15 protein-coding genes are annotated in these 21,217 nt (G+C 60.7%); 12 read left to right on the forward strand and 3 right to left on the reverse strand.

Annotated features, from left to right (window positions below; genetic code table 11):
* The first annotated feature begins 77 nt into the window (after window positions 1-77).
* The 5 genes from E3O60_RS05875 to E3O60_RS05895 are packed head-to-tail and all read left to right on the forward strand — an operon-like array spanning window position 78 to window position 12,399.
* Window positions 78-4,760, forward strand: a complete 4,683-nt coding sequence (locus E3O60_RS05875) for a DEAD/DEAH box helicase (RefSeq protein WP_198415691.1) — start codon at window positions 78-80, stop codon at window positions 4,758-4,760.
* Window positions 4,757-6,274, forward strand: a complete 1,518-nt coding sequence (locus E3O60_RS05880; RefSeq protein WP_134497431.1) for a nuclease-related domain-containing DEAD/DEAH box helicase — start codon at window positions 4,757-4,759, stop codon at window positions 6,272-6,274. Before E3O60_RS05875 ends, E3O60_RS05880 begins: the two co-directional genes overlap by 4 nt.
* Window positions 6,271-9,450, forward strand: coding sequence for a helicase-related protein (locus E3O60_RS05885; RefSeq protein ID WP_134497433.1), 3,180 nt, complete (start codon window positions 6,271-6,273; stop codon window positions 9,448-9,450). The genes E3O60_RS05880 and E3O60_RS05885 overlap by 4 nt, the downstream gene beginning before the upstream one ends.
* Window positions 9,431-11,245, forward strand: a complete 1,815-nt coding sequence (gene drmB / locus E3O60_RS18755) for a DUF1998 domain-containing protein (protein WP_134497435.1) — start codon at window positions 9,431-9,433, stop codon at window positions 11,243-11,245. The genes E3O60_RS05885 and drmB overlap by 20 nt, the downstream gene beginning before the upstream one ends.
* Before the next feature lie 56 nt (window positions 11,246-11,301).
* A complete protein-coding gene (locus E3O60_RS05895) occupies window positions 11,302-12,399 on the forward strand; it encodes a DNA cytosine methyltransferase (protein ID WP_134497437.1) in 1,098 nt (365 codons plus the stop codon).
* A 152-nt stretch (window positions 12,400-12,551) separates the two neighbouring features.
* Here the strand turns inward: E3O60_RS05895 and E3O60_RS05900 are convergent, their stop codons facing one another.
* Window positions 12,552-14,243 (reverse strand): DNA/RNA helicase domain-containing protein, encoded by a 1,692-nt coding sequence (locus E3O60_RS05900; protein WP_370448634.1) that lies wholly within the window; start codon window positions 14,241-14,243, stop codon window positions 12,552-12,554.
* A 76-nt stretch (window positions 14,244-14,319) separates the two neighbouring features.
* Window positions 14,320-14,640 carry a nucleotide pyrophosphohydrolase gene (locus E3O60_RS05905; RefSeq protein WP_134408020.1) on the reverse strand — a complete coding sequence of 107 codons (321 nt, stop codon included), beginning with the start codon at window positions 14,638-14,640 and terminating at the stop codon, window positions 14,320-14,322.
* Window positions 14,641-15,031: 391 nt separating this feature from the next.
* On the opposite strand from E3O60_RS05905, the gene E3O60_RS05910 reads away from it, so the two are divergent.
* The 3 genes from E3O60_RS05910 (at window position 15,032) to E3O60_RS05920 (ending at window position 17,110) form a co-directional block, all read left to right on the forward strand.
* The gene (locus E3O60_RS05910) at window positions 15,032-15,325 is read left to right on the forward strand and encodes a DUF4287 domain-containing protein (RefSeq protein ID WP_134497441.1); all 294 of its coding nucleotides are present in this window, start codon (window positions 15,032-15,034) and stop codon (window positions 15,323-15,325) included.
* 236 nt (window positions 15,326-15,561) lie between these two features.
* The gene (locus E3O60_RS05915) at window positions 15,562-16,362 is read left to right on the forward strand and encodes a hypothetical protein (protein WP_134497443.1); all 801 of its coding nucleotides are present in this window, start codon (window positions 15,562-15,564) and stop codon (window positions 16,360-16,362) included.
* Between the two features lie 94 nt (window positions 16,363-16,456).
* The gene (locus E3O60_RS05920) at window positions 16,457-17,110 is read left to right on the forward strand and encodes a class I SAM-dependent methyltransferase (RefSeq protein ID WP_134497445.1); all 654 of its coding nucleotides are present in this window, start codon (window positions 16,457-16,459) and stop codon (window positions 17,108-17,110) included.
* A 112-nt stretch (window positions 17,111-17,222) separates the two neighbouring features.
* On the opposite strand, the gene E3O60_RS05925 is transcribed toward E3O60_RS05920, so the two are convergent.
* Window positions 17,223-17,720 (reverse strand): DUF6326 family protein, encoded by a 498-nt coding sequence (locus E3O60_RS05925; protein ID WP_134497447.1) that lies wholly within the window; start codon window positions 17,718-17,720, stop codon window positions 17,223-17,225.
* Window positions 17,721-17,854: 134 nt separating this feature from the next.
* Between E3O60_RS05925 and E3O60_RS05930 the strand changes: the two genes are divergently transcribed.
* From E3O60_RS05930 to E3O60_RS05945, 4 genes are all read left to right on the forward strand, one after another.
* Entirely contained in the window at window positions 17,855-18,535 is a 681-nt protein-coding gene (locus E3O60_RS05930; protein WP_134497449.1) for a TetR/AcrR family transcriptional regulator, read from the forward strand.
* 335 nt (window positions 18,536-18,870) lie between these two features.
* Window positions 18,871-19,929, forward strand: coding sequence for a magnesium and cobalt transport protein CorA (locus E3O60_RS05935; RefSeq protein WP_088456908.1), 1,059 nt, complete (start codon window positions 18,871-18,873; stop codon window positions 19,927-19,929).
* Between the two features lie 114 nt (window positions 19,930-20,043).
* Window positions 20,044-20,412: an HNH endonuclease gene (locus E3O60_RS05940; RefSeq protein ID WP_134497451.1), complete on the forward strand. Its 369-nt coding sequence runs from the start codon at window positions 20,044-20,046 to the stop codon at window positions 20,410-20,412.
* A 398-nt stretch (window positions 20,413-20,810) separates the two neighbouring features.
* Complete coding sequence (locus tag E3O60_RS05945) at window positions 20,811-21,182, forward strand: STAS/SEC14 domain-containing protein (RefSeq protein ID WP_134497453.1); 372 nt, start codon at window positions 20,811-20,813, stop codon at window positions 21,180-21,182.
* The last annotated feature ends 35 nt before the right edge of the window (window positions 21,183-21,217 follow it).

Below are 21,217 nucleotides of genomic sequence, written 5' to 3' on the forward strand. Positions count from 1 at the left end.
TCTCGCCTTAGGCAACGATGCGGGGGACAGAGCTTATGTTGAACACGACCCATAAATGGACGCAAGATCCTACTCTCGTGCGGGAGGTCAACGAACAGTTCTCTCGAGCAATGGCCTCGTACAAAGCGAATCCGAACCTCATTAGCGAACATGCGAATCACGAAGAGTCGATTCGTGTGGGCGGATACTCAAATCGGACACTCCTCGAACTGGTCCAGAACGCGGCCGATGCAATGGCCGGAGCGGCCGATGGCGACACTCCGAATATCGGTCGGGTGGAGATTGTCCTGGACCTCTCATCTCGAACGCTCTACTGCGCCAACTCCGGGCGCCCCTTCTCCCGAAACGGATTGATCGCGATTACCCACGCGCACCTAAGCGGGAAGCGCGGTGATGAGATCGGCCGCTTCGGTCTCGGATTCAAGTCCGTGCTCGCCGTCACGGAATCACCCCAGGTCATAAGCCGGTCCGTCTCATTCGAGTTCAACTCGTCCGAGGCAAACCAAGCGATCCGTGCGGTTGAGTCAGCAGCCCGGAGACTCCCCGTGCTCCGCACCGCAACGCTTCTCGATTCAGAACGCATCCTGGCTGAGGATTCGATCGCCAGTGAATTGGCGGACTGGGCAACGACGATCGTGAGGTTGCCGGACATTTCCAATATGGAAAAGCTTCGCATCGAAATGGAGAATTTCTCCTCCGAGTTTCTGCTTTTTGTCGGTGCCGTCCGAGAAGTTCGTCTACGTGTTGTGGGCGATCACGGGCTGAATACCAGTCACGTCTCACGCGACCTCGGTAACGGAAAATACAAGATCGAGCGCCCGGATGGAAGCGGAGACGAATGGTTGGTTGGTCAGAAAATGCATGCGCCGTCAACAAATGCCAGGCGCGAGGTGGGTGAGGCGGTCTCCCGGAATGAGATCAAGGTCAGCGTGGCGATCCCCTCTCGGTACTCGCAGCAACGGATCGGCAAATTTTGGTCGTATTTCCCCCTTCACGATGAGACTTCCGCGACTGGACTGTTCAACGCACCTTGGAGCGTGAATGATGATCGCACGACCCTGCTTCGGAACGATTACAACCGCGAGATTCTCGCGACACTCGCAGATATCTTCGTGGAGTTACTCCCACGCGTCAGCACGCAGGCCGACCCCGCGGCGCTCTTGGATTACCTTCCAGCACGCGGACGAGAAGCGACGTACTTCGGCGACGAGGTCCTCTGCGCACGCGTGCCCAGACTCGCTGTCGATACGGCCCTGATACCTGACGGCGATGGCGTGCTACACACCGCGGCTGATATGAGGCCACTTGATTTCGATTGGAACGCCCCAGAAATCGCGCACGAGGCTTGGATTGCGTCTCCTAATACCAAGAACGACGTACCCCATTGGCGCTGCTATAGCTCCGACCAGCGTCTTGCGCGGTTGCGCCAGCTATTCGCGGTGAGCGCAGATCCCGACCGGTTCGAAGAGAACGGCCGCGACCTCAAACGTGCCCTGGAGAGGGTCCCGAAGCGAGGAATCGTTTCATGGCTTCGAGAGTGGGCGGAAGGTGACGATGTAGAGTCCGCGGCGAACGCCCTCAAGTTCGCAGTTCATGGTCTCGGCAAGCCTGGTATCGACCAGGCGAAGGTCGTTCCGACGAGCGAAGGATTCCGTTCGCTGAGTGAGAAGAACCTTGTATTCCTGAAGCAGGCGGAGGACCTCGAGATCGAGGGAGCGGTCTTCGTTACGCCGGCTTTTCTTGCTTATCCCGGGACCGAGAAGCTCCTTCGTGGTGCAGGATTTCGGGACTTGGATCCAGCCGCGATTCTCAACGCGCGTGTCGCCCGGCTAACGCCCGCCTCCGATGTGGATCTCCAGGCCAAATTCTGGGACGCTGCAATCGGAGTAAGTCAGCGCGAAGCACTTGACGTTATTCGGAATCATCCCCATGCGGCGGTTCTCGTTCCTACGCGCGACGGAGGCTGGTCCTGGCCACAGAAAGTCGTCGACCTTGATGAGTCTCTACCTGAAGCCGCCAACCGGGTTAGCCTCGACCGCCAGCGTTGCGTCCCCGCCCTTGCGCACTCTCTGGGCGTCGTGACGAGCCCTAGTGAGGAGTTCTCATTTGAAGATGAAGTCGCTGGCGGCGCTTACGAGGATTGGGCATTACAAGAGGTCAACTCAAGGTTGACCCCTGGTGATCGTCCGGTCGAAAAAGTTTCGTTGTATCCCAGCGGCGGGCTCTCCCAGGGGCCGTTCTCGGTCTTGCTTCTTCTTCGGGATGCGAGCGCTTCCGATCGAATTCGCGAGGCTTGGACACGTGGTCTCCTAGAGTTCGGCGATGCTCCCTGGGTCTGCGAGGATACGGCGACCGGGATCACTTATCGCATCACCTCGCCAGTGAGATGGGCCGTTGATCAAGCAGGGCTGCTTCGCACATCTCTCGGCTATAGGGCCCCGTCCGGTGTCGTAGCGCCATCCCTCGTCCAGTACCGAGATCTCTTACCCCTTTTTGAAGGCCCTCGAAACATCGTTGAAACGCTGCGACTTCCAGATGAGTTCACAGATGTGTCAGCTGAGATCCTCGAAAAGGCATTAGCCGTCGACCTCCTGCCGCCGATGTTCAACGATGCATTCCTAGCGGACTTCGTCATCGAGGCGACGGCGATCGCCTACGGAACGGGGCAGCCACCTCGCATTCCCGCACGTGTCGGGCGGACAATCGAGTCGTGTGCCACACGAACCGTGTACGTTGCGGTCACCGAAGAGCAACGTGAATACCTCACACAGCATCAGCGCCCGCACCTCCGTGCAACAGAGGAACAGGCAAGAGCCCTCGTCGAGACGGTTGGTTGCCTGCGATTCGAGGACAGCTTCGAATTCTCAGTTCGAATCGACGGCCAACAGGATGCTGAGCGCATACTCGACGTTTTCACCGGTCTTCGCAGCGTGGTGAACGGCGAGGACCTGTTGAATGCGACGATGGCGCGTTCGGCGGCCATCGCCAAATGGGTCACAACAGAGGATGGCGTGGAGACGCAGTCACTCGAGTGGCACCGCGATGGGCTTTCTTTGGTTCTGCGCGGTGGAGTAGATGAGCGAAGGACGATGGCTATTATCAGCGAGGCGTTCGGCCTCGCGCTTTCTAACGCGGACATCACACGGGCTCTCCAGGTCGGGCTCACTCATCACCTGGAGATAATCCGCCAAGAGGCACTCGCGGCGGCCACCGAGGCTGACCGTCTGGACGCCTATTTCGGTCGTGACGATTTGCGCGAGAAACTACCCACAGGGCTTTGGCAGGGGCTCGAAGGGCAGGGGCTCGTGTCGTCGTCAACATCGGTAGCGGAGTTGTGTTTGTCCGCCTATGGCAAGGACACTATCAAGGAGCTCGCGGAGCTCTTCCGACGTGAGGGCTTCCCCGATGTGCCAACGCAGTGGGCAGGCGGAGGCGCGACCATCTCTTGGCTGCGCAAAATGGGTTTCGGTGCCGAGTTCGCAGGACAGCGGGTCCAGCGCCAGGATGCAGAATTCGTGGTGCCAGGTGCGACGATTCTCCCTGAACTTCACGATTACCAACGACGCCTGAGCCAGGAGCTGCGAGAGGTTCTCGTCGAAGTCGGCCAAGATAGGCGTCGGGCGAAGGTTATGGTCGAGCTTCCAACGGGCGCAGGCAAAACGAGGGTTGCCACGCAGACGATACTCCAGCTCTTCATCGATGACCGTCTTGAAGGCCCAGTACTTTGGATCGCGCAATCGCAGGAGCTCTGCGAGCAGGCCGTACAGACCTTTAGCGAAGTATGGCGCGGGCTCGGGGACGAACGATCATTGACCATTGGACGCCTTTGGGAGGGCAACGACGTTCACAAGCCGGACACGAAGTTCAGTGTGGTCGTCGCCACCGATGCCAAACTCGACGTTGTACTGGGTGAGTCGGATTACGAGTGGCTAAGCAGTGCAAGTGCAGTTCTCATTGACGAGGGTCACGTTGCCGGGACGTCGACCCGGTACACAAGGATCCTTGCCTGGCTCGGGATTGATGGCCGCAGGTGGGAGCGCCCACTGGTCGGGCTCTCGGCGACGCCGTTCAAGGGAACATCGACGCTGGCGACGGATGCGCTCGCAGCGCGATTCGGGCGACGAAAGCTTGCAGCGTTCGAAGAGAACGCCTATGGAGAGCTCGTCTCGCGCGGGGTACTCGCACGAGTCCGCCACGAAACCCTCCAAGGTGCCGACGTTGATCTGTCGGTAGAAGAAGCCGCACAGGCAAAGAGATTCAATAGGATCGACGCCACCGTCCTTGATCGACTCGCTGCGAGCCACGCAAGGATGGGAACACTTGTCAAGAGCATCATGGGGCTCGACGACGACTGGCCAGTTCTCGTGTTCACCCCGAACGTCCTATCCGCGCAAGTCCTCGCCGCAACGCTCAGGTACCGTGGCGTTGCGGCAGCATCGGTTAGCGGCCAAACCGGTCGTCAAGAGCGGCGTGACGCGATCGACAGGTTCAAGCGGGGAGAGACCAAGGTCTTGGCGAACTGCGACCTCCTGACTCAGGGCTTTGACGCCCCAGGAGTGCGCGCGCTCTACATCGCCCGGCCCACTTTCAGCCCAAATGCATACATACAGATGGCGGGGCGCGGCCTACGCGGGCCGCGGAATGGTGGCAAGGAAGAGTGTCTAATCGTTGACCTAGTCGACAACTTCGGCAGCAATGACCTCAATGATCTTCTTGGATTCAGGGAGTATGAAGAATTCTGGAAGGAGCAGGGCGCGTGATCCTCAGCCCCGACTTGCAGGATATTTTGAAGACAGCTCAGAGCGATGCCGAACGAAGGCTGGCACACTTACTCGACCAAATCCCAAGTGCGGACGCAGTCGCCTTCTATTCTGTGAAACTCCGCTCCCACGCATACAAGCAAATGGCCGAGGCAGATTTCGTTGTTCTCTGGAAGGGCGTTGTGATTGTCGTCGAGGTCAAGGGGGGCGGCGTTAAGCGATTCGAGGGCGTCTGGTACACGGTGGATCGGCACGGTGATTCACACAGGCTCTCCACCTCGCCTATGGAACAGGCGCGGTCTGCGATGTTTGCTCTTCAAGACATATTTCGTGAAGACGGCGTCGGCTGGTTCGCCAAGGACGCCCTCGTCGTAACGCCCGACATAGCCGCGCCGCCATCATCGAATGAGTGGAAGGAAAGCCACTGGCTTGCGAACGGCACCATGACGCCCCTGGCGTTGTCAGCGGCTCTCGATACGATCGCCCGGGGGGCGCCGATTCCGCCGAAAGGACAGCCCATCGCTCGCATCGACACACTTCGTTCCCGGCTCTTTGGCGAGTTCACGCGTATGCCAATCGTCGATGCACAGCGAGGCGCCGTGGTGGACGAACAGAATCGCGCCACTGACGGGCAGGCCAGAGTCCTGGCCGGACTAGCACGCAACCCCCGGATTCTTGTCCGCGGCGGTGCCGGCACGGGGAAGTCCCTAGTACTCGCTGAGGCGGCTAAACAAGAAGCCGCTGCGGGACGAACGGTGTTGATCACATTCCGCTCCCCCGGGCTATTTGAGTTCTTCCAGCCGCGAGTCGTCGGTCGAGCAATTGACGTGGTCTCTTTCGACATGCTGACCGTCGACAGCAAGTATGACGTTGTATTGGTGGACGAAGCGCAGGATCTCATGTTCCCGGAGGCGATGGACCTGCTCGATAAAGTGACCGCGGGCGGTCGGGCCGCTGGGCGCTGGCGCTATTTCCTGGACCACAACAACCAGGCCCAGGTGGACGGTAGGTTCGACGAAGATGTCTTCGAGCTTGTTGCGTTGGAGTCATTCTCCTATGACCTCAGCTTGAATGTGAGGAATACGAGGGGCATGGTGCACATGGTCCAGGAGTACCTCGGCGCCGACATCGGAGATCCAGGGATCGTAAACGGTGAGAAGATCCACTGGCACTGGATCCGAGACGAAGCATGTCTTGAGGCGGCGCTTGCCCTGGCGAATGGGTTGGTCGAGGCAGGCGTGCCCGCGGCTGACATCTGGGTAATCCCTGTTGGCTCGCACCCTAGCGCAGACGTTCTGGAAGGTGGGATAAGAGTGCTGAGTCCGCGAATGGCCAAGGGTCTCGAAGCGGAACATGTCATTGTTTGCGACCTCCCCGGTGTGTACGACAGTCAGGGAATGGCCAACTTTTACGTTGCGGCCACGCGAGCCCGCGTAGCGTTACACATCGTCGCGTCAAGCGCGGACAAGAAACGACTTCAAACGCTGACGCGACCGGACGGTATTCGAGCATGAAGTTGACATCTGCCCAGTCCGTTGCCCTGAACCACCTGCGCAAAGCGTACCTGGGCCCAGAGCAAGGTGATGCTGAGGTCATCTTCAACCGGCCGTCGCTGCAGTATTCAGTCGGAATGCTGTTTCCGGCAGGAGGCGGCTTGCCAGGCACCGGCACCACAGTCCCGGGTCCGACCGATGCCGAGGAATTCGTTGAAGCCGACGTGGAAGAGGGGGACGTGGAGGAGGATGGCGCTACCGCGCCGCTGGCTGAGGATTGGAGGCCCTCATCGGCCGCGATTTCCTTTGTTACTGACTCGCAAGCGGTCATCTGCGACTTCAGGACGGCGACCTACTCACCGATTACTGACGAAGGGCCATTACGTTGGCAGCGTCAGGGGCACGAGATCCTCAACTTGGATCTTGCGCGCTCCTCAACGACTCGCACCGCAATTGTCGGTGAAGTGTCTATCGAGATTGGTTCGAGATGGCGAAACTATGGCGATGCGTACCTCGTCACGGTTCACGTTCGACTCCGCTCTCCGTCAACCGGTAACGACCGTGACGATATTCCACTGATGCTATTTCAGGTCGGCCTGGAGGTTCGACCGGAAATCGGCGGCAGGATCCTCGAGTATGACGTCTCAAGCGCGATTGACGCGGACCCGGAGTCCCGCGAGCTCCGGCTTCGCTATCGCGACCGGAAGGTATTTGCGATCGGGCACGGAATGGCTGCTGGATGGCAAACCGGGCCTTCACAGGAGTGTTCAAGCGTATTTCTGGACCCGGTTCCGGCATTCGTCGTACCCGCGATTGCTCAGACAAATTTTGGAACGAGCAGTCCTGCATCGCCGTCGCTCAACCTTGCTTTTTTGGAAAAAATCGACACGGACACTTCCCCGGTCGTCGAATCCCTTCGCGCTTTCGTCGACGAGTTTGAGGTCTGGGCGCATGAGCAGGAGCGAAATGCTGCTGAGCTGGGAGATGCCGCCGGAGCCATTGTCCTTCGCACTGGCCGAGCGGTTGAAAGGATGCGAAACGGAGTTGCGCGGCTCGGCGACCCGGATCAGAAATCACTACGGTCAGCCTTCGCGCTCGGCATGGCCGCCATGCGCCTCCAAATGCAACAGGCAGCTCGTAGTCAAGGCCACAAGGAATCCGACCCCACATGGCGACCGTTTCAACTGGGCTTCATCCTGGTCGCGTTGGCATCGACAGTCGACGATTCCGATGCTGAGCGCGATCTAGTTGACCTCATTTGGTTTCCCACAGGTGGAGGGAAGACCGAGGCGTACCTCGGATTGGCCGCAGTGCTGATCTTTCTCCGAAGACTGACTGCCGGCGCGTCTGGGGCTGGAACCGCTGTCATTACGCGTTATACCTTGCGGCTGCTGACTTCACAGCAGTTTCAGCGCGCAGCATCATTGATCTGCGCGATGGAGCGCCTACGCGAAACAGATGTACGCACCAGAGGAATGGCTCGATTCTCTATCGGGCTCTGGGTCGGCAACGAAGCGACCCCGGGGACCCGGGCGGATGCGCGTCACTCACTCGAACGGCTCTACAAGGCCCAGAATCCCCGCGACGCCAATGAGTTCCAAATCACGGAATGTCCATGGTGCCTCACCGAGCTTGTGCCCGCCCAAAAGGACGACAGCCACAAGACATATGGTGCGCGGCAAGTCGGAAATGAAGTTGTCTTTCGTTGCATCGACAGCGAGTGCCCGTTTTTTGAGCGGGAGTTACCGATAGCGGTAGTCGACGAAGTCCTGTACGACGATCCGCCCACGATCTTGCTCGCGACGGTAGACAAGTTTGCACGTCTGCAGTTCAACGAACGTGCTGGCCGCCTACTTGGCGTCGGTACTGCTTTTCAGCAGCCTGCCCTGATTATTCAAGATGAGTTGCACTTGCTGTCGGGCCCTCTTGGAACGACGGTTGCTGTGTTCGATGCGGTCATCAAGCTACTTCTCAGCCGTGCCGGTTCCAGCCCCAAGATCATCGCATCAACAGCCACCATCAGGGCTTCCGGGGAACAGATCCAGGGGCTATATGGAAGGAAGGTCGCTCTATATCCGCCTGCAGGGCTTGACGGCGACTCGACCTTTTTCGCTCGGCCTGTCGACAATGGCGAAGGTCGGCTCTATGTCGGGCTGATGCCTCAAAGCGTGTCCCAAGCCACTGCGCTGATAGGTGCAGCATCGCCGATGCTCGAGATTCCAAATGTTGTCTCAGGAACAGACCTCGTTCGGGGCCGGCTCGATCCATACTGGACGCTCGTCATGTATCACAACAGTCTTCGGGAACTGGGGCGGAGCGGGGCACTGGTCCTCGATGACATTAACGGCCGGCTCGAGACTCGCGCAGAACGCCTCAGCACGAACTTGAGACGTGTCCGAGCTGACTCAGTGCTCGAGCTAACAAGCCGCCGTGGCCCTGAAGAATTGCCGAACGACCTACGCCAGCTCCGCGCGAGTGTAGATGTAACCGATTCAGCGGTCGACGTCGTTCTCTCATCGAACATGCTTTCTGTAGGGATCGATGTGCAGCGACTAGCGCTAATGCTCATGGTTGGTCAGCCGAAAACAACCGCTGAGTACATACAAGCGACCAGTCGGGTTGGTCGCGGTGCTGTAAGTGGAATCGTCGTCACGCTTTTCCGGTCGAATCGAGCGCGAGATCGATCTCACTTCGAAACGTTCCGCAGCTATCACGACGCACTCTATCGAAGCGTCGAGCCGACGAGTGTAACGCCTTGGTCGCTGTCCTCGCGTGCCAGAACGCTTGCCGGTGCACTCGTTGCACTCGTTCGTCAGTCATTCCCGTCACTGGCAGAGGACACGGCTGCAGGAGTGTTCGACCTGAACGATTCAACCTTTCGCGCGCAACTCGAACCTCTCATTGGCCGGTTTCTCTCTCTGGTGGCGTCCGCCGAGCCCGATGAAGCCTCAGAAACCACTGACCACGTTTGGCTCCTACTGCGGGAATGGGACCGTGAGGCACGGAGGGCGCGTGAGGGAGGCGAGACCCTTCGGTACGAGCGTCGTCCGAAGGTAGAAGAAGCCCTTGTCAAGCGTTTCGGCCAAAAGGGACAGGGGTGGCTAGTCGGCGACTCGATGCGTTCCGTTGAGCCAAACGTTGCAGTTGAAGTACAGGAGCCGTTTCAGGAGGTGCAACGTGCAGAACATCCGTCATGATCTCCGACTCTCGGAGACGATCTCGCCGTTTGGCGTTGGAGCGATTCTCGATGTACGGGGTGAGTCCTTAATCGCTCCTGACACATCTTGGTGGGACCGCCGCACCGCGCCCGAGATCAGTTGTGACCGTCTGCTGGCAAGACTCGGCGGCGGTATTCTCCGACAGCCGCCCGCGCACGCAGGCAAGGCAGGCTCCAAGACAGCAAGCCTTCCGTATTGGCGATTCCCCGCATGGCGGTTCTGCGAGCGGTGTGGCAAACTCTCGCAGTCCACGCGTGCGGAAAAGGGGAAATGGCGGAACTCGTGCGACTGCCACGGAGCTCTGGTTCCAATGCGGTATGTCGCAGTCTGCAAGACCGGGAGCCATGTTCAGGATGTCCCGTGGTTCAAATGGGCGCATCGTGGTCACGACACCGGAGTGACCGAGGAAGTGAGATTTTGCCGCGCATACAAGGAAATTCGATTCGAACGCTCCGCTAAGCACGGGGAGGGCCTTTCCTCGCTTCGGGTTGTCTGCGGCAAATGCGAACGCTCTCGTTCACTCGATGACCTCGTGGGCGCGGATTCTCTACTAAGGGATGGAATTCGTTGCGATGGGCGGCAGCCATGGGAACCGAAAGGGTCCGCTATTTCACCGTGCGAGTCGCCACTTGTTGCCGTTCAGCGCGGCGCCACGGGCAACTACCTCGCCGATAGTGTTTCGGCTTTGGATATTCCAGAAGAGCAGCCGCTATCCCTCGAAATCGCCGTTAGCGTGCGCACGCACGACTTGTATGAACGATTGGTTGCTGACAACGGCGGACCACGGTCGGAGCAGATTGCGACCTGGATTGCAGAGGAGCTGAGTACCGACGTTGAGTCAGTGATGGCGGTAGCCGGATCTGCAGGCGAAGACACCGACTCACCGCTCCTCGACCTCAAGGACGGAGAGTGGGCTGCGTTCGTCAAGAAGATCAATCTCGGTCGCGATGACACCGGCGGGGATTTCGTCGTGGATGGTTGGAAGGTTGGCCCGCTGACCGAAGGGCCCGTTGAATTGCGAAATGTCCTCGCAGGCATTGGCCAAGTACGTCGTGTGCGAGAAGTGCGGGCGCTCAAAGGGTTTCGTCGCCACAGTGCTGAATCTGAATTCATCTCCGCTGACTTGGACAAGGATCCCAAGCATCGAACTGTTTACCCTGCAATCGAAACGTTCGGCGAGGGTATTTTCCTTCAATTCGATGAGAACAAACTCGCCGCTTGGGAGAATCAGCCCGGAGTGAAAGCTCGTGCGAGAATCCTGGCCGATAGGCGGGCGCAGGCAGCCTGGGCCTCTCGTCTCGATGAGCCGGAGCCTAGGTTCGTCGCGCTTCACACGCTGGCGCACCTTCTAATCCGACGATTGGCGTTCGCCAGCGGATATTCTTCTGCAGCGTTGCGGGAGCGAATCTACGCGAACTCCGACAGAGCCGACAAGACTGCCGGGATACTGATCTACACGGCCTCGGGCGATGCACAGGGTACTTTGGGCGGTCTAGTACGCCTCGGCCTGCCCCGCCATTTGTTCCCGTTAGTCGTTACCGCGCTCGACGACGCGGACGTTTGCTCAAACGATCCTGTCTGTATTGAAAGCGACAGCCAGGGATCGGCGCAAATGAATCTCTCTGCGTGTCACGGTTGCTCACTCGTCAGCGAGACGTCCTGCGAGTCCGGCAACCGTCTGCTTGATCGCCAGCTGGTCCTTGGTGGAAGCGAGGTCCCTGGGTTGCTCGAGTCAATTCTTCCTGCCGTCCGAAGTGCAATTAGCGCGTTGTGACTGGCTGGTCGGCGCGGCAATCGCTGCCAGGCGACGCAAAGAAGTACGCTTTCGGAATGACCCGTGACATACCTGTGCTCGATCTATTCGCTGGCGCTGGAGGTTTGACCGCGGGTTTCCATGAGGCGTCGAATCGCTTTCGCACCGTGGGAGCGGTTGAGTGGGACCAAGCCGCGGCCGCATCCTACGAAGCGACTTACGGACCGGATCTCGTCTATGCGGGTGATATTAAGACATGGCTGGATGAGGAGCCCGTGCCCAAGGCTGACCTCATCATTGGCGGGCCGCCATGCCAAGGGTTCTCGAGCCTTGGAAAGAAGAACATCGAGGATGAGCGGAACTCCCTTTGGAAGGAATACGCGCGGACCATTCGCTTGGCCGAGCCGAAGTATTTCGTCGTCGAGAACGTCGCCGAGTTCAAGAAGTCCCCGCAGTATTTGCTTTTCAAGGGGGAAACCGAAGAGGGAGGCATGCTCGCGGACTACGGTTTTGAGTCGGCAATACTGAATGCAGCCGATTTTGGCGCGCCGCAGGCACGGCGTCGAGCCGTGATCATTGGATATCGCCGTAGCCTCGGCTTTCCCGGTTTCCCGAAGCCCACTCATTCAGCCACACCAAAGAGCACGGGCTTACTCCCCCACGTCACGGTCGCTGACGCTCTCCGGTGTGTCCCGCGCATTCCGGATCGAGACCATGTCTTTGCTGTCAATCAGACACGATTCCGGGGGAAGAAGTTCGCGGGCTCCTTCAGCGTTCGTGATCTCCATTGGAGTCGCAACTATAGAGATCTCTCGCTCAAGCGATTCGCAGTCATTCCTCCCGGAGGAAACCGCCGGAATCTCGAGCCATATCCGGAGCTGATGTCTCCGTGTTGGGTGAAGCACAAGACGGGGGCTGGCGATGTGATGGGGCGTTTGCATTGGGACCGCCCATCCGTGACTATCCGTACCGAATTTTTCAAGCCCGAAAAAGGTCGATACATCCATCCGGTAGAAGATCGCGCGATTACTCACTATGAGGCAGCACTACTTCAGGGGTTTGGTCAGGACCACCGTTTCGTCGGTTCTCGCACGGACATTGCACGGCAAGTCGGCAATGCTGTTCCCGTCCCCCTAGGCGCCGCGATCGGCCGGCTACTCATCGAAGTCATGTAGCTGTGAAATTGTGCCGTCCATGGCGTGGCAGACCAAGAGAAAAGTGCACTGCGGGGTCCGCGGAAGAGATGATAGCGGGCCCGTCGCGTAGGCGATCGGACCCAGCTGGTTGCCCGGCCGACACAAACACCGCCACCCGCGTTTCGGCGTAGCTAAACGTTCGGTATGAATTGCTTCAAGTGCTCACGAAGAGCTGGATCGCACACGTAGACAAAGGTGCCCCGGATTCCGCGGGTCAGCAGGACGGCGTAAATGTTGGTTATGAACCGCAGCAGGTCGTCATCGGTGTAGAACTTGCCAAGGGCCGGGTTGTTTTCCTTGCCCTTTTTGTCGAAGTAATGGGCCCGATCGGCGGTTATTCGCCCGGTGGCAGCGTCGTAGCGGAGATCGGGTCCGATGATGACCCCCGCGTAGTTGAGGTCGTACCCCTGCACGGTGTGGATGGAGCCCACTTCATCCAGCGACGTCGAGGATGCGATCCAGTCAGTTTGCGTACCGTTCCACCGAAGCTGAACGCCCGGCAGTTCAATGTCGTACGCGGTCTTATCAGTCTTGGTCTTCCAGGCCCAAGCGAATCCGGCCAGCAATCGCGAAAGGCCCACCTCGGCATCCAGGCGACGGAGCTCCCCATGCATGTCGGCGACGCTGTCGAACATGCGAAGGTCGTACCCTTCGAACGTTTCGGGGCGCGGCTGGATCGAAACGCCCTCGGCGTTTTGCGTGAGTATGCGTCGGACGTACCCGACGTAGTCTGCGTCAGCTCGCACCCGCATTTGGGTAGCTAGTGGATAGTGACGATTCGCAGCGCGTGCACTCACCACGAGATTCGCCAGGACTTCGGGAGGCAGATCCGCAGGCCGGACGGTCTGGGCGGGATCAAGCAGGAGTATCTGGTGTGTGCTCTTGGCCCGGATCCAGTCGAGCTGGGTCTTCGTTTTGTCATCAGAGCCAAAGAGCTTTTCCGTGATGACCTTGAACTTCTTGTTTTGTACGCCTGAAGGCTGATTGGCTCGCTGATTCAGACGGTGCGATTCATCGACGATCAGAAGGTCAAAGTGCTCGTCTGACTCCCCGACCTCGAACGCCGTCATCACCATGTCGGGCTTCAATCCCGGCGTCTTTTTGAACACCTTCTTGATCGAGTTCCGCAACGACTGTTGGGGAACCACAAGACCGATTCGGATTCCGGAAAGGCGTTTCTTGTATTCACCGCCGAAGAACTCGGAAAAGAGAGAATCGCTATCAGGGTCTTCAGTCGGAACAGAATTAGCAATGTCCACGATCAGCTTCAGCATGTAAATGGCGACAACGGTCTTACCAGTGCCGGGTTCACCCTGCACGATTGTTGTGCTCGTGGCTCCAGAACCCAGGTCTTCGAACAGGCCCTCGAGGATGCCCTCAACCGCGACTGCCTGGTCCAACGTCAGCGCCTTGAAAGGCGACAGCTTGAAGAGATCGCTGTTTTCAATCTCCGGGATACTCCGAGTGAAGACCCCATCTCGCCTGAGCTGATCGAACACCTCCAAAAACGAGGCTTGATAGCGGTCTCGATCGAAGTAATCCGATTCGGTGATTCCATCGTTCCGATTCAGGACGCGGTAGGAACCGTCGCCTGCGAGCATCCGGATGAGGTACGACTCTAGGTCGAGACAAACCGACTTATTGAAGGACTCGTCAATGATGACCCTGACGGTGCTGAGGTGTCTTTTGTCTGGGGTGACTAGATGCTGCCGCATCCGCGCCACGGCGTTTCTGGACTCGCCAACATAGACGTCGTTTAGTGGACCGCCCCGCGTGGTCCGGCGGGTGGCACTGGCGCTCGCATCATCCAGGACGTAAACCACGGGCCAGTTTGTATTGCGGTGGTCGCCTGGGGTCCAAGCCGAGATGGCCGATTGAGTGAAGTTCAGACGCTCGATCTTAAAGGGCGTCATATTTGGTGCTGCGCCCCCGAGCCTTGTCGGCAGGGTATTTCGCTCTCGTGGTCACGAGCTTGTCGCGAACGATCTGATCAGGATCCGCGCCGATGCGGTCAGCAAGCATGATGCAGTAGGTGAGGACATCGGCGAGTTCTTCACGCACTCGATCCATGTCCGCGTCAGCGTTCCATTGAAAGCACTCCAGAAGCTCGCTGGCTTCGATGGAGATGCTCTTTGCAAGGTTCTCTGGAGTGTGAAACTGTGCCCAATCGCGCTCCGCTACGAAAGCTGCGATCTCCTGCCGGATTGACTGATCGACCATTTGGCCAACCTAGCAGTTGGGCCTGGTACTGACCTTGCGCGCGGGACGTGAAGAATTGCTGGCCAACCATCCCGAAGGGCCGTCCAAGAGGGGCAATTTCGGCCCATTCTGTATCCACGTTAGCGATCCGGTATCAACGCCCGATCTGGGCCACGACACATTTTGATCGAACGCGGGTGAGCGGCTGCCATGGTTGGCAATAGTCCGCTCCATTCCCTCCGAGAGGATCGATTTTGGCCCTGATCGTTTGGCCTGGATCTTCTGCTTCGTCGTAGCGTGCACCAGGCTCGGTCTCCCGGAGCAAACTGCTGAATCTACGCCCCTCGAGCGGCAGCAGATCGACGGCTAGAGTTCTAACGAAACGGCACCGACGGCTCGGAAGGGAACAGCAATGTCATACCAGGCCTACCTCGACGCGATCGAAACGAAGACGGGCAAGACGCCACAGGAGTTACTCGACGAAGCCGGCGCCCGCGGTTTCGATGCGACCACGAAGGCCGGCGAGGTGGTCGCCTGGCTCCGCGACGACTACGGCGTCGGACGCGGGCACGCCATGGCGCTCTACGGAGTCCTGAAAAACGGCGCAGACGGCGCGGTCCCCGACAAGCATGTGGGCTCGGACGGCAGCCACCGGGACGAGTCCTCGACGCTGCGACTCGACGGCCTCGCCAAGCGCGAGAGCTGAATCACGCCAAGCCGCCGCACTGCCGGCGGCCGACACTGACCGACGTCTCGCTGATCTCGGCCTGCTGGGCGGTGAGTCGAGGCCGTTCGCCCAGCCACAAGCTGGGCACTCTCTCTCGATAGGATCGACTCTGGCGGCCGTTCCGGGTGGAGCGGCGGATCGCCACGGGGGATACAAGGGGGAACGCGTCCGGCATCCGGGCGCGGGTATACATGCAGACTTTGAACAAAACATCCATGCTGGCCGCCACCACGTTGGCGGCAGCGACAGCTCTGCTGCTTGCGGGCTGCTCCACCGCATCGACCGGCGATGGCGTCGACAACAATGCAAGTTCTGACGGAGCCCCCAAGGCCGGGGTGTTCGAGTTTCAGACCCCCGCCTACGGCTCCGAAGGCGAGCTGGTCATCCGCATCCCTCAGTCCCTCGTCGAGGCCGCGGGATCCGATGCCGACGGGCTGCTGGTGGGCGAGGTGACGGCGAAAGCTCGCGAACTGGACTCGTCCAAGTCGTGCGCTGTCGACCTGGCAATCGACTATCGCGGAGATGGCCTCGACGCGCTGAGCCGACCGTCGATGACGAAAGAGGAATACGCCGCCGAGGGCGAAGCCGAACTCGAAAGTGTGTTGATGCGGCAGTTCGGCGTCGAGACCGTGGAGGAAGCCGAGGCGAGCGCCCCGGGCGGCGCCGCGGAGGTGGAAGAGATCGTTGCCAACCTGGAGCAGGCGCCGTATTCCGCTAAGCCGGCGTGGTCGGCGCTGGACGCGACTCCCATCGATGATCTCGACGCCGCCGACCCCGAGCCGGGAAAGTACGTATCTGACGATTCCAAGACCCTGACGTTCGTGCAGTCGTGCGCCTCCGATCCGCTCGACGACGGCAGCTCAGATCAGTTCGACTTCCCCATCGAGACCGACGGCACAATCGACGCGTTCGCCTCTGTGGAGATGACCGTCATGAAGAGCGGCACCCTCACCATCATCGAGGCGAGCGTTGCCGACTACGAGCTGGACTCGAACGGCGACTGGATCGGCTTCTAATCCTGAAAGAGCCGGGATGCTGCGGCTTGGTCGAGCCCCGGGCGCACGCCCTGGGCTGAGTGAAGAGGGCGCGGAGCATCCTAGGCTCGGAGGTATGCCACCCGAGATCAGAGCCGCGTATGCCCGCCGTGCGGCGGAGTATGCGGAGCACCTGGGCTTGATCACGTCGGTGCATCCATCGGACCTGCAACTTGTCACCGGGTGGGCAGATCGGCTCGACGGGCCACTGATCGATGCCGGCTGCGGCCCCGGGCAGTGGACCGGGCATCTCGCCGAGCGTGGGGTGAGGATTCGAGGTGTCGACCTGGTGCCGGGCTTCATCGACCACGCCCGACAGGCCTATCCGGAAGTGTCTTTCGCGATCGGCGACATCGGGGCGCTGCCGGAACCGCCCGGCACGGTTGCGGGCGTCCTCGCCTGGTACTCCCTCATTCACCACGAGCCGAAATCACTCCGGGATGCGCTTTCCGAGTTCGAGCGTGTGCTTCGCCCGGGCGGCGAGCTTCTGCTCGGCTTCTTCGAGGGCCCGGTGGTCGAGCAGTTCGAGCACGCCATCACGACGGCGTATCGATGGCCCGTAGCCGCCCTGAGCGACGAACTCCGCGCCGCTCACTACGACATCATCGAGACCCACACCCGCACCGGTCCCGGGCACCGGCCTCACGGCGTAATCCGCGCCTGCCTCTCCGCCAGAGCGGATGCCGCGAGATCGTTGCCAGACACCAGCCAGGTGGAAAGTAGGCGGTAGGGGCCGTGGAGGCCCCTACCGCCCAGTAGTAGTCGGTGTGCCACACCCACGGAGCCCCCACCGCGGCACCGCGGCAGCTGGTTCCAAGCGGCACGGGCACTACCTACCCCGTTCAATCGTTCTGCTTGATGCGAATGGCCGCAAGCTCGGGGCTCATCGCCATGTCTGCCGGCGGTGCGGTGCGGGGCCAGGTCCAGGCGGAGCGCAGGATGAAGGCCAGGATCAGCACCTCGACTCCGATGGTGAAGCCGTAGTAGAAGGCCCAGTCCCAGGACGCCCCGGCCGCGTTGAACACGCAGATGGGGATGAAAAGCACGGCAACGACGAGGTTCGTGGCACGGTTCACCCGGGCGGGCAGCGTCATGGAGAGCAGCACCATCAGGGTCGGGATCGCTATGAGCGCGAAGAAAATTGAAATCAATGTCCCGCTGATCTCGAACGCAAAGATGTCGCCGCCCCGGATTTCGTCGATTTCGCCGGGCTGGTAGAGGTGGAAGTAGTCGATGTATATGACGAGGAACATGAAGCTGGTCCAGGCTGCTGCGAGCTTGGCCTGCACTGGGATCCGCTGGTCTTCCAGCGTGGTGGTGGTGTGTTGACGTGTTTTCATCAGGTACTCCGTTGTTGTGGTGAGGATGGTTGGTCCACGATCGCTGACAACGACCGCGGGCGCTTTCTGTCCTTACGGTTGTAAGGATGAGAGCCATGCTAGCCTTACGTCCGTAAGTGCACAAGAATGGATCTATGGCATCGCGCACACCGCTCAGCAGGGATCGGATCATCAACGCCGCCGCCACCGTCGCTGATGGCGCGGGGGTCGCCGCCGTGAGTATGCGCAGTGTCGCGAAGGTTCTCGGCGTTGAGGCGATGTCGCTTTACCATCACGTGCCGAGCAAGGAGGCGCTGCTCGATGACCTGGCCGACTGGGTGTTCGCGAGGATCGAAATGCCCGAGGTCGGCGATAGCTGGCGAGAGGCGATCACCGCCCGGGCACGATCGGCACGGTCGGTGCTCACCGCTCATCCGTGGGCGCTGGGGATGATGGAATCGCGCCCCAATCCCGGCCCGGCGCTGCTGCAGCACCACGACCGGCTACTCGGCGTGCTCATGACCGAGGGTTTCAGCGCCGCGCTCGCGACACACGCGTTCTCCGCGATCGACGCCTACGTGTATGGGTTCGCGCTGACCGAGACGAGCCTGCCCTTCGAACCGGGGGACGGCGCCGAGGAGGCGTTCGCCGTCAAGGTCGCGGCGCCGGCGGAGCTGTATCCGCACATTGCGCGCTCGCGCGCCGAGCTGTTCGGCGGGGGCGGTTATGCGTTCGCGGACGAGTTTGACTATGGGTTGGAGCTGCTGCTGGAGGGCCTGGGGCGTCGAGTCGCCGACGCGAGCCCCGCGCTACCTGGGCGGGTAACGCATCCCTGATGGGGCTGAGTCAGCGCTACCCATAAGCGCTCGTCACAAGTCAGATTTCCAATCTCGACGCCCTGGGGTGCTACGGTATCCGAGGCCCACGCAGGGCCACGACAATCTTCGATCGAAGGCAGGTGAGCGGCCATGGCTGGTGATAGTCCGCGCTCCACTCCCTCGGCGATCGTCGTTTTCGCTCTGACCTTCTAGGCCGGGCGTCGCGCTGGGAGTGGCGCGCAACTGAACCTCCATTGCGAGGTGACCTCTGGTACACGGTCGAATCCCGACGTCTGCCTAGTCACCTCCGGCTTGCTCACGTGCTCTCGTCGACCGAACGACGGAGTAGGACCATGGCACTCATCGACAACGGCATCTACGTGACCGGGCAGCGCACCTCAAGCCCCCACAGCCTCGACGAGACGTACCGCCAGTTGCGCGAGTGCGAGGGAATGGCCTGGATCGGCTTGTACCGGCCCGATGCGGACGAGATCCGCAGCGTTGCCGACGAGTTCTCGCTGCATCCGCTGGCCGTGGAAGACGCGCTCAAGGGCCACCAGCGGGCCAAGCTGGAGCGGTTCGGCGACACCCTCTTCGTGGTGCTGCGGCCCGCCTGGTACCTCGACGCCGAGGAGCGAGTGGAGTTCGGCGAGGTGAACGTGTTCATCGGGCCGGGCTTCGTGGTGACGGTGAGGCACGCCGAAAACCCCGACCTGGCCAACGTGCGCCGGCGGATGGAGCAGAACCCGGCCCTGCTCGCGCTCGGACCCGAAGCAGTACTGCACGCCGTGCTCGACGAGGTCGTCGACGCCTACTCCCCCGTCGTCGCCGGGCTGGAGAACGACATCGACGAGATCGAGAACCAGCTCTTCGGCGGCGACCCGTCGGTGTCCCGGCGCATCTACGAACTGCTCAGCGAGGTCATCGACTTCCAGCGCGCCACCGGGCCGCTGCGCGGCATGCTCGAGGCGCTGCTTCGCGGCTCGGAGAAGTACCAGGTGGACGTGGAGCTGCAGCGCTCGTTCCGGGACGTGCTCGACCACGTGCTGCGGGTCACCGAGCACGCCGCCTCATTCCGGGCATTGTTGGAGAACGCGCTCACCGTGCACGCCACCCTGGTGACGCAGCAGCAGAACGACGAGATGCGTCGCCTCTCTGAGGCCGGGCTGGCGCAGAATGAGGAGACCCGGCGGTTGTCGGAGGTGGGCCTGGCACAGAACGAGGAAGTGAAGAAGATCTCCTCGTGGGCGGCGATCCTGTTCGCGCCGACGCTGGTAGGCACGATCTACGGGATGAACTTCGACAACATGCCGGAGCTGCACTGGCAGTTCGGGTACCCGGTGGCCGTGGCGGCGATGGGGGTGATGGGGCTGGGACTGTGGGGGATCTTCAAGCGGCGGAAGTGGTTGTAAGGCTGGCTCCGAAACCGTACGGGGCGCCGAAGAAGGCTTGGCTGGTTCGTCGCGCACCCTTCCGAAGCGAACGAGCGAACGGATGACCGCGCGCGGCCGGAGTACCGTTTAGTCGTGCCCCCTCGCCGCAAGTTCTCAGCCGTTTCACCCGCAGCGCGTGCGCGTTACGCGAAGCGCCGGCAACGACGGCTCGCCCGCGTCGACAACGACCTCACCGCGTCACAGTGGGCTGACCTCCTCGCCGCTTGGGGAGGGTGTGCATATTGCCAAGCAGAGAGCCCGGCCCTGCAGCGTGACTGCATCATGCCGATCTCTCGGGGCGGCCGGTACACCCTCGAGAACGTGGTTCCCGCCTGCCCGTCCTGCAACGCGAGCAAACACAACAACGAAGTCACCGGGTGGCTCCGGCGCAAGCATCTCGACGAGCGCGCGTTCCTGCTCCGTTACGCGACGATACTGCCGACGCTCCTCTCTGCAGGTTAGGGCTGCCAACGCTCCTGGGCGCATGGCCCCGGGTGGGCGCTCTCTGCCATAGGTTGCCTCTTCGGGGGTTCGTGGGGCCACGATCGGCGGACGCTCTCTGCCGGCTATGGCTTGCACCTTAGACCTGCTGAATGGAGCTGGGCGGGGGCCGGCCCGCTGCCGCCGGGCAGGTACCGAAGCCGCCGTCGGGGAGCCTGGCCCGGCGACGCAAACCCGTGGCTGATACCTTTCAGCGGCACGCGACCCAGGCTCGGCTGGTGCCCGATGCGAAGCTGTCGTCGCCGTCGATGACACTGCCGTGAATATTGGTCGGGGATTGATTTGATAAGCACCTGAACACGAGTAGCTTTGAGGAGTGGCTGAACGGTTCGGCTGCGTGCCCGGGGGAGGACGTTGCAATGGGTCCGGTCGCTGCAGACGGCGCAAAAGAGACTCTCGAAACGGTCGATGGAATTCTCCATCTGCGCTGGCAGCCCGGGGCTCACATTCAGATCGAAGATGCCCACCGCGCGATGGCGAAAGTTAACGACGCGTGCGGGAACGAACGTCGGGGCATGCTCGTCGATATGGCAGCGGTCGGGTCGGTGAGCCGAGAGGCCAGGTCCGTGTGGTCTATTCCCTGCAGCGCCTCGCGCATTGCTCTTCTGGGCAAATCACCTGTTGACCGAGTCTTGGCGAATTTCTTTCTCGGTGTGCACATTCCGCCGTGTCCGACCAAATTCTTTACCTCGCGCAGCGAAGCCATGCAATGGCTTACTGCCGGTGGCTAAGCGTGCAGAAGCGCTGCGCAGAGTGCGTCTTGGGG

The sequence above is a fragment of the Cryobacterium sp. TMB1-7 genome (assembly GCF_004402435.1).
Taxonomy (GTDB): Bacteria; Actinomycetota; Actinomycetes; order Actinomycetales; family Microbacteriaceae; genus Cryobacterium; species Cryobacterium zongtaii.

Excerpts from the sequence above, each read along its gene's own strand:
- E3O60_RS05885 (WP_134497433.1), top strand. The coding sequence starts at position 6,271 with ATGAAGTTGACATCTGCCCAGTCCGTTGCCCTGAACCACCTGCGCAAA.
- E3O60_RS05895 (WP_134497437.1), top strand. The coding sequence starts at position 11,302 with ATGACCCGTGACATACCTGTGCTCGATCTATTCGCTGGCGCTGGAGGT.
- E3O60_RS05905 (WP_134408020.1), bottom strand. The coding sequence starts at position 14,640 with ATGGTCGATCAGTCAATCCGGCAGGAGATCGCAGCTTTCGTAGCGGAG.
- E3O60_RS05910 (WP_134497441.1), top strand. The coding sequence starts at position 15,032 with ATGTCATACCAGGCCTACCTCGACGCGATCGAAACGAAGACGGGCAAG.
- E3O60_RS05915 (WP_134497443.1), top strand. The coding sequence starts at position 15,562 with ATGCTGGCCGCCACCACGTTGGCGGCAGCGACAGCTCTGCTGCTTGCG.
- E3O60_RS05920 (WP_134497445.1), top strand. The coding sequence starts at position 16,457 with ATGCCACCCGAGATCAGAGCCGCGTATGCCCGCCGTGCGGCGGAGTAT.
- E3O60_RS05925 (WP_134497447.1), bottom strand. The coding sequence starts at position 17,720 with ATGAAAACACGTCAACACACCACCACCACGCTGGAAGACCAGCGGATC.
- E3O60_RS05930 (WP_134497449.1), top strand. The coding sequence starts at position 17,855 with ATGGCATCGCGCACACCGCTCAGCAGGGATCGGATCATCAACGCCGCC.
- E3O60_RS05935 (WP_088456908.1), top strand. The coding sequence starts at position 18,871 with ATGGCACTCATCGACAACGGCATCTACGTGACCGGGCAGCGCACCTCA.
- E3O60_RS05945 (WP_134497453.1), top strand. The coding sequence starts at position 20,811 with ATGGGTCCGGTCGCTGCAGACGGCGCAAAAGAGACTCTCGAAACGGTC.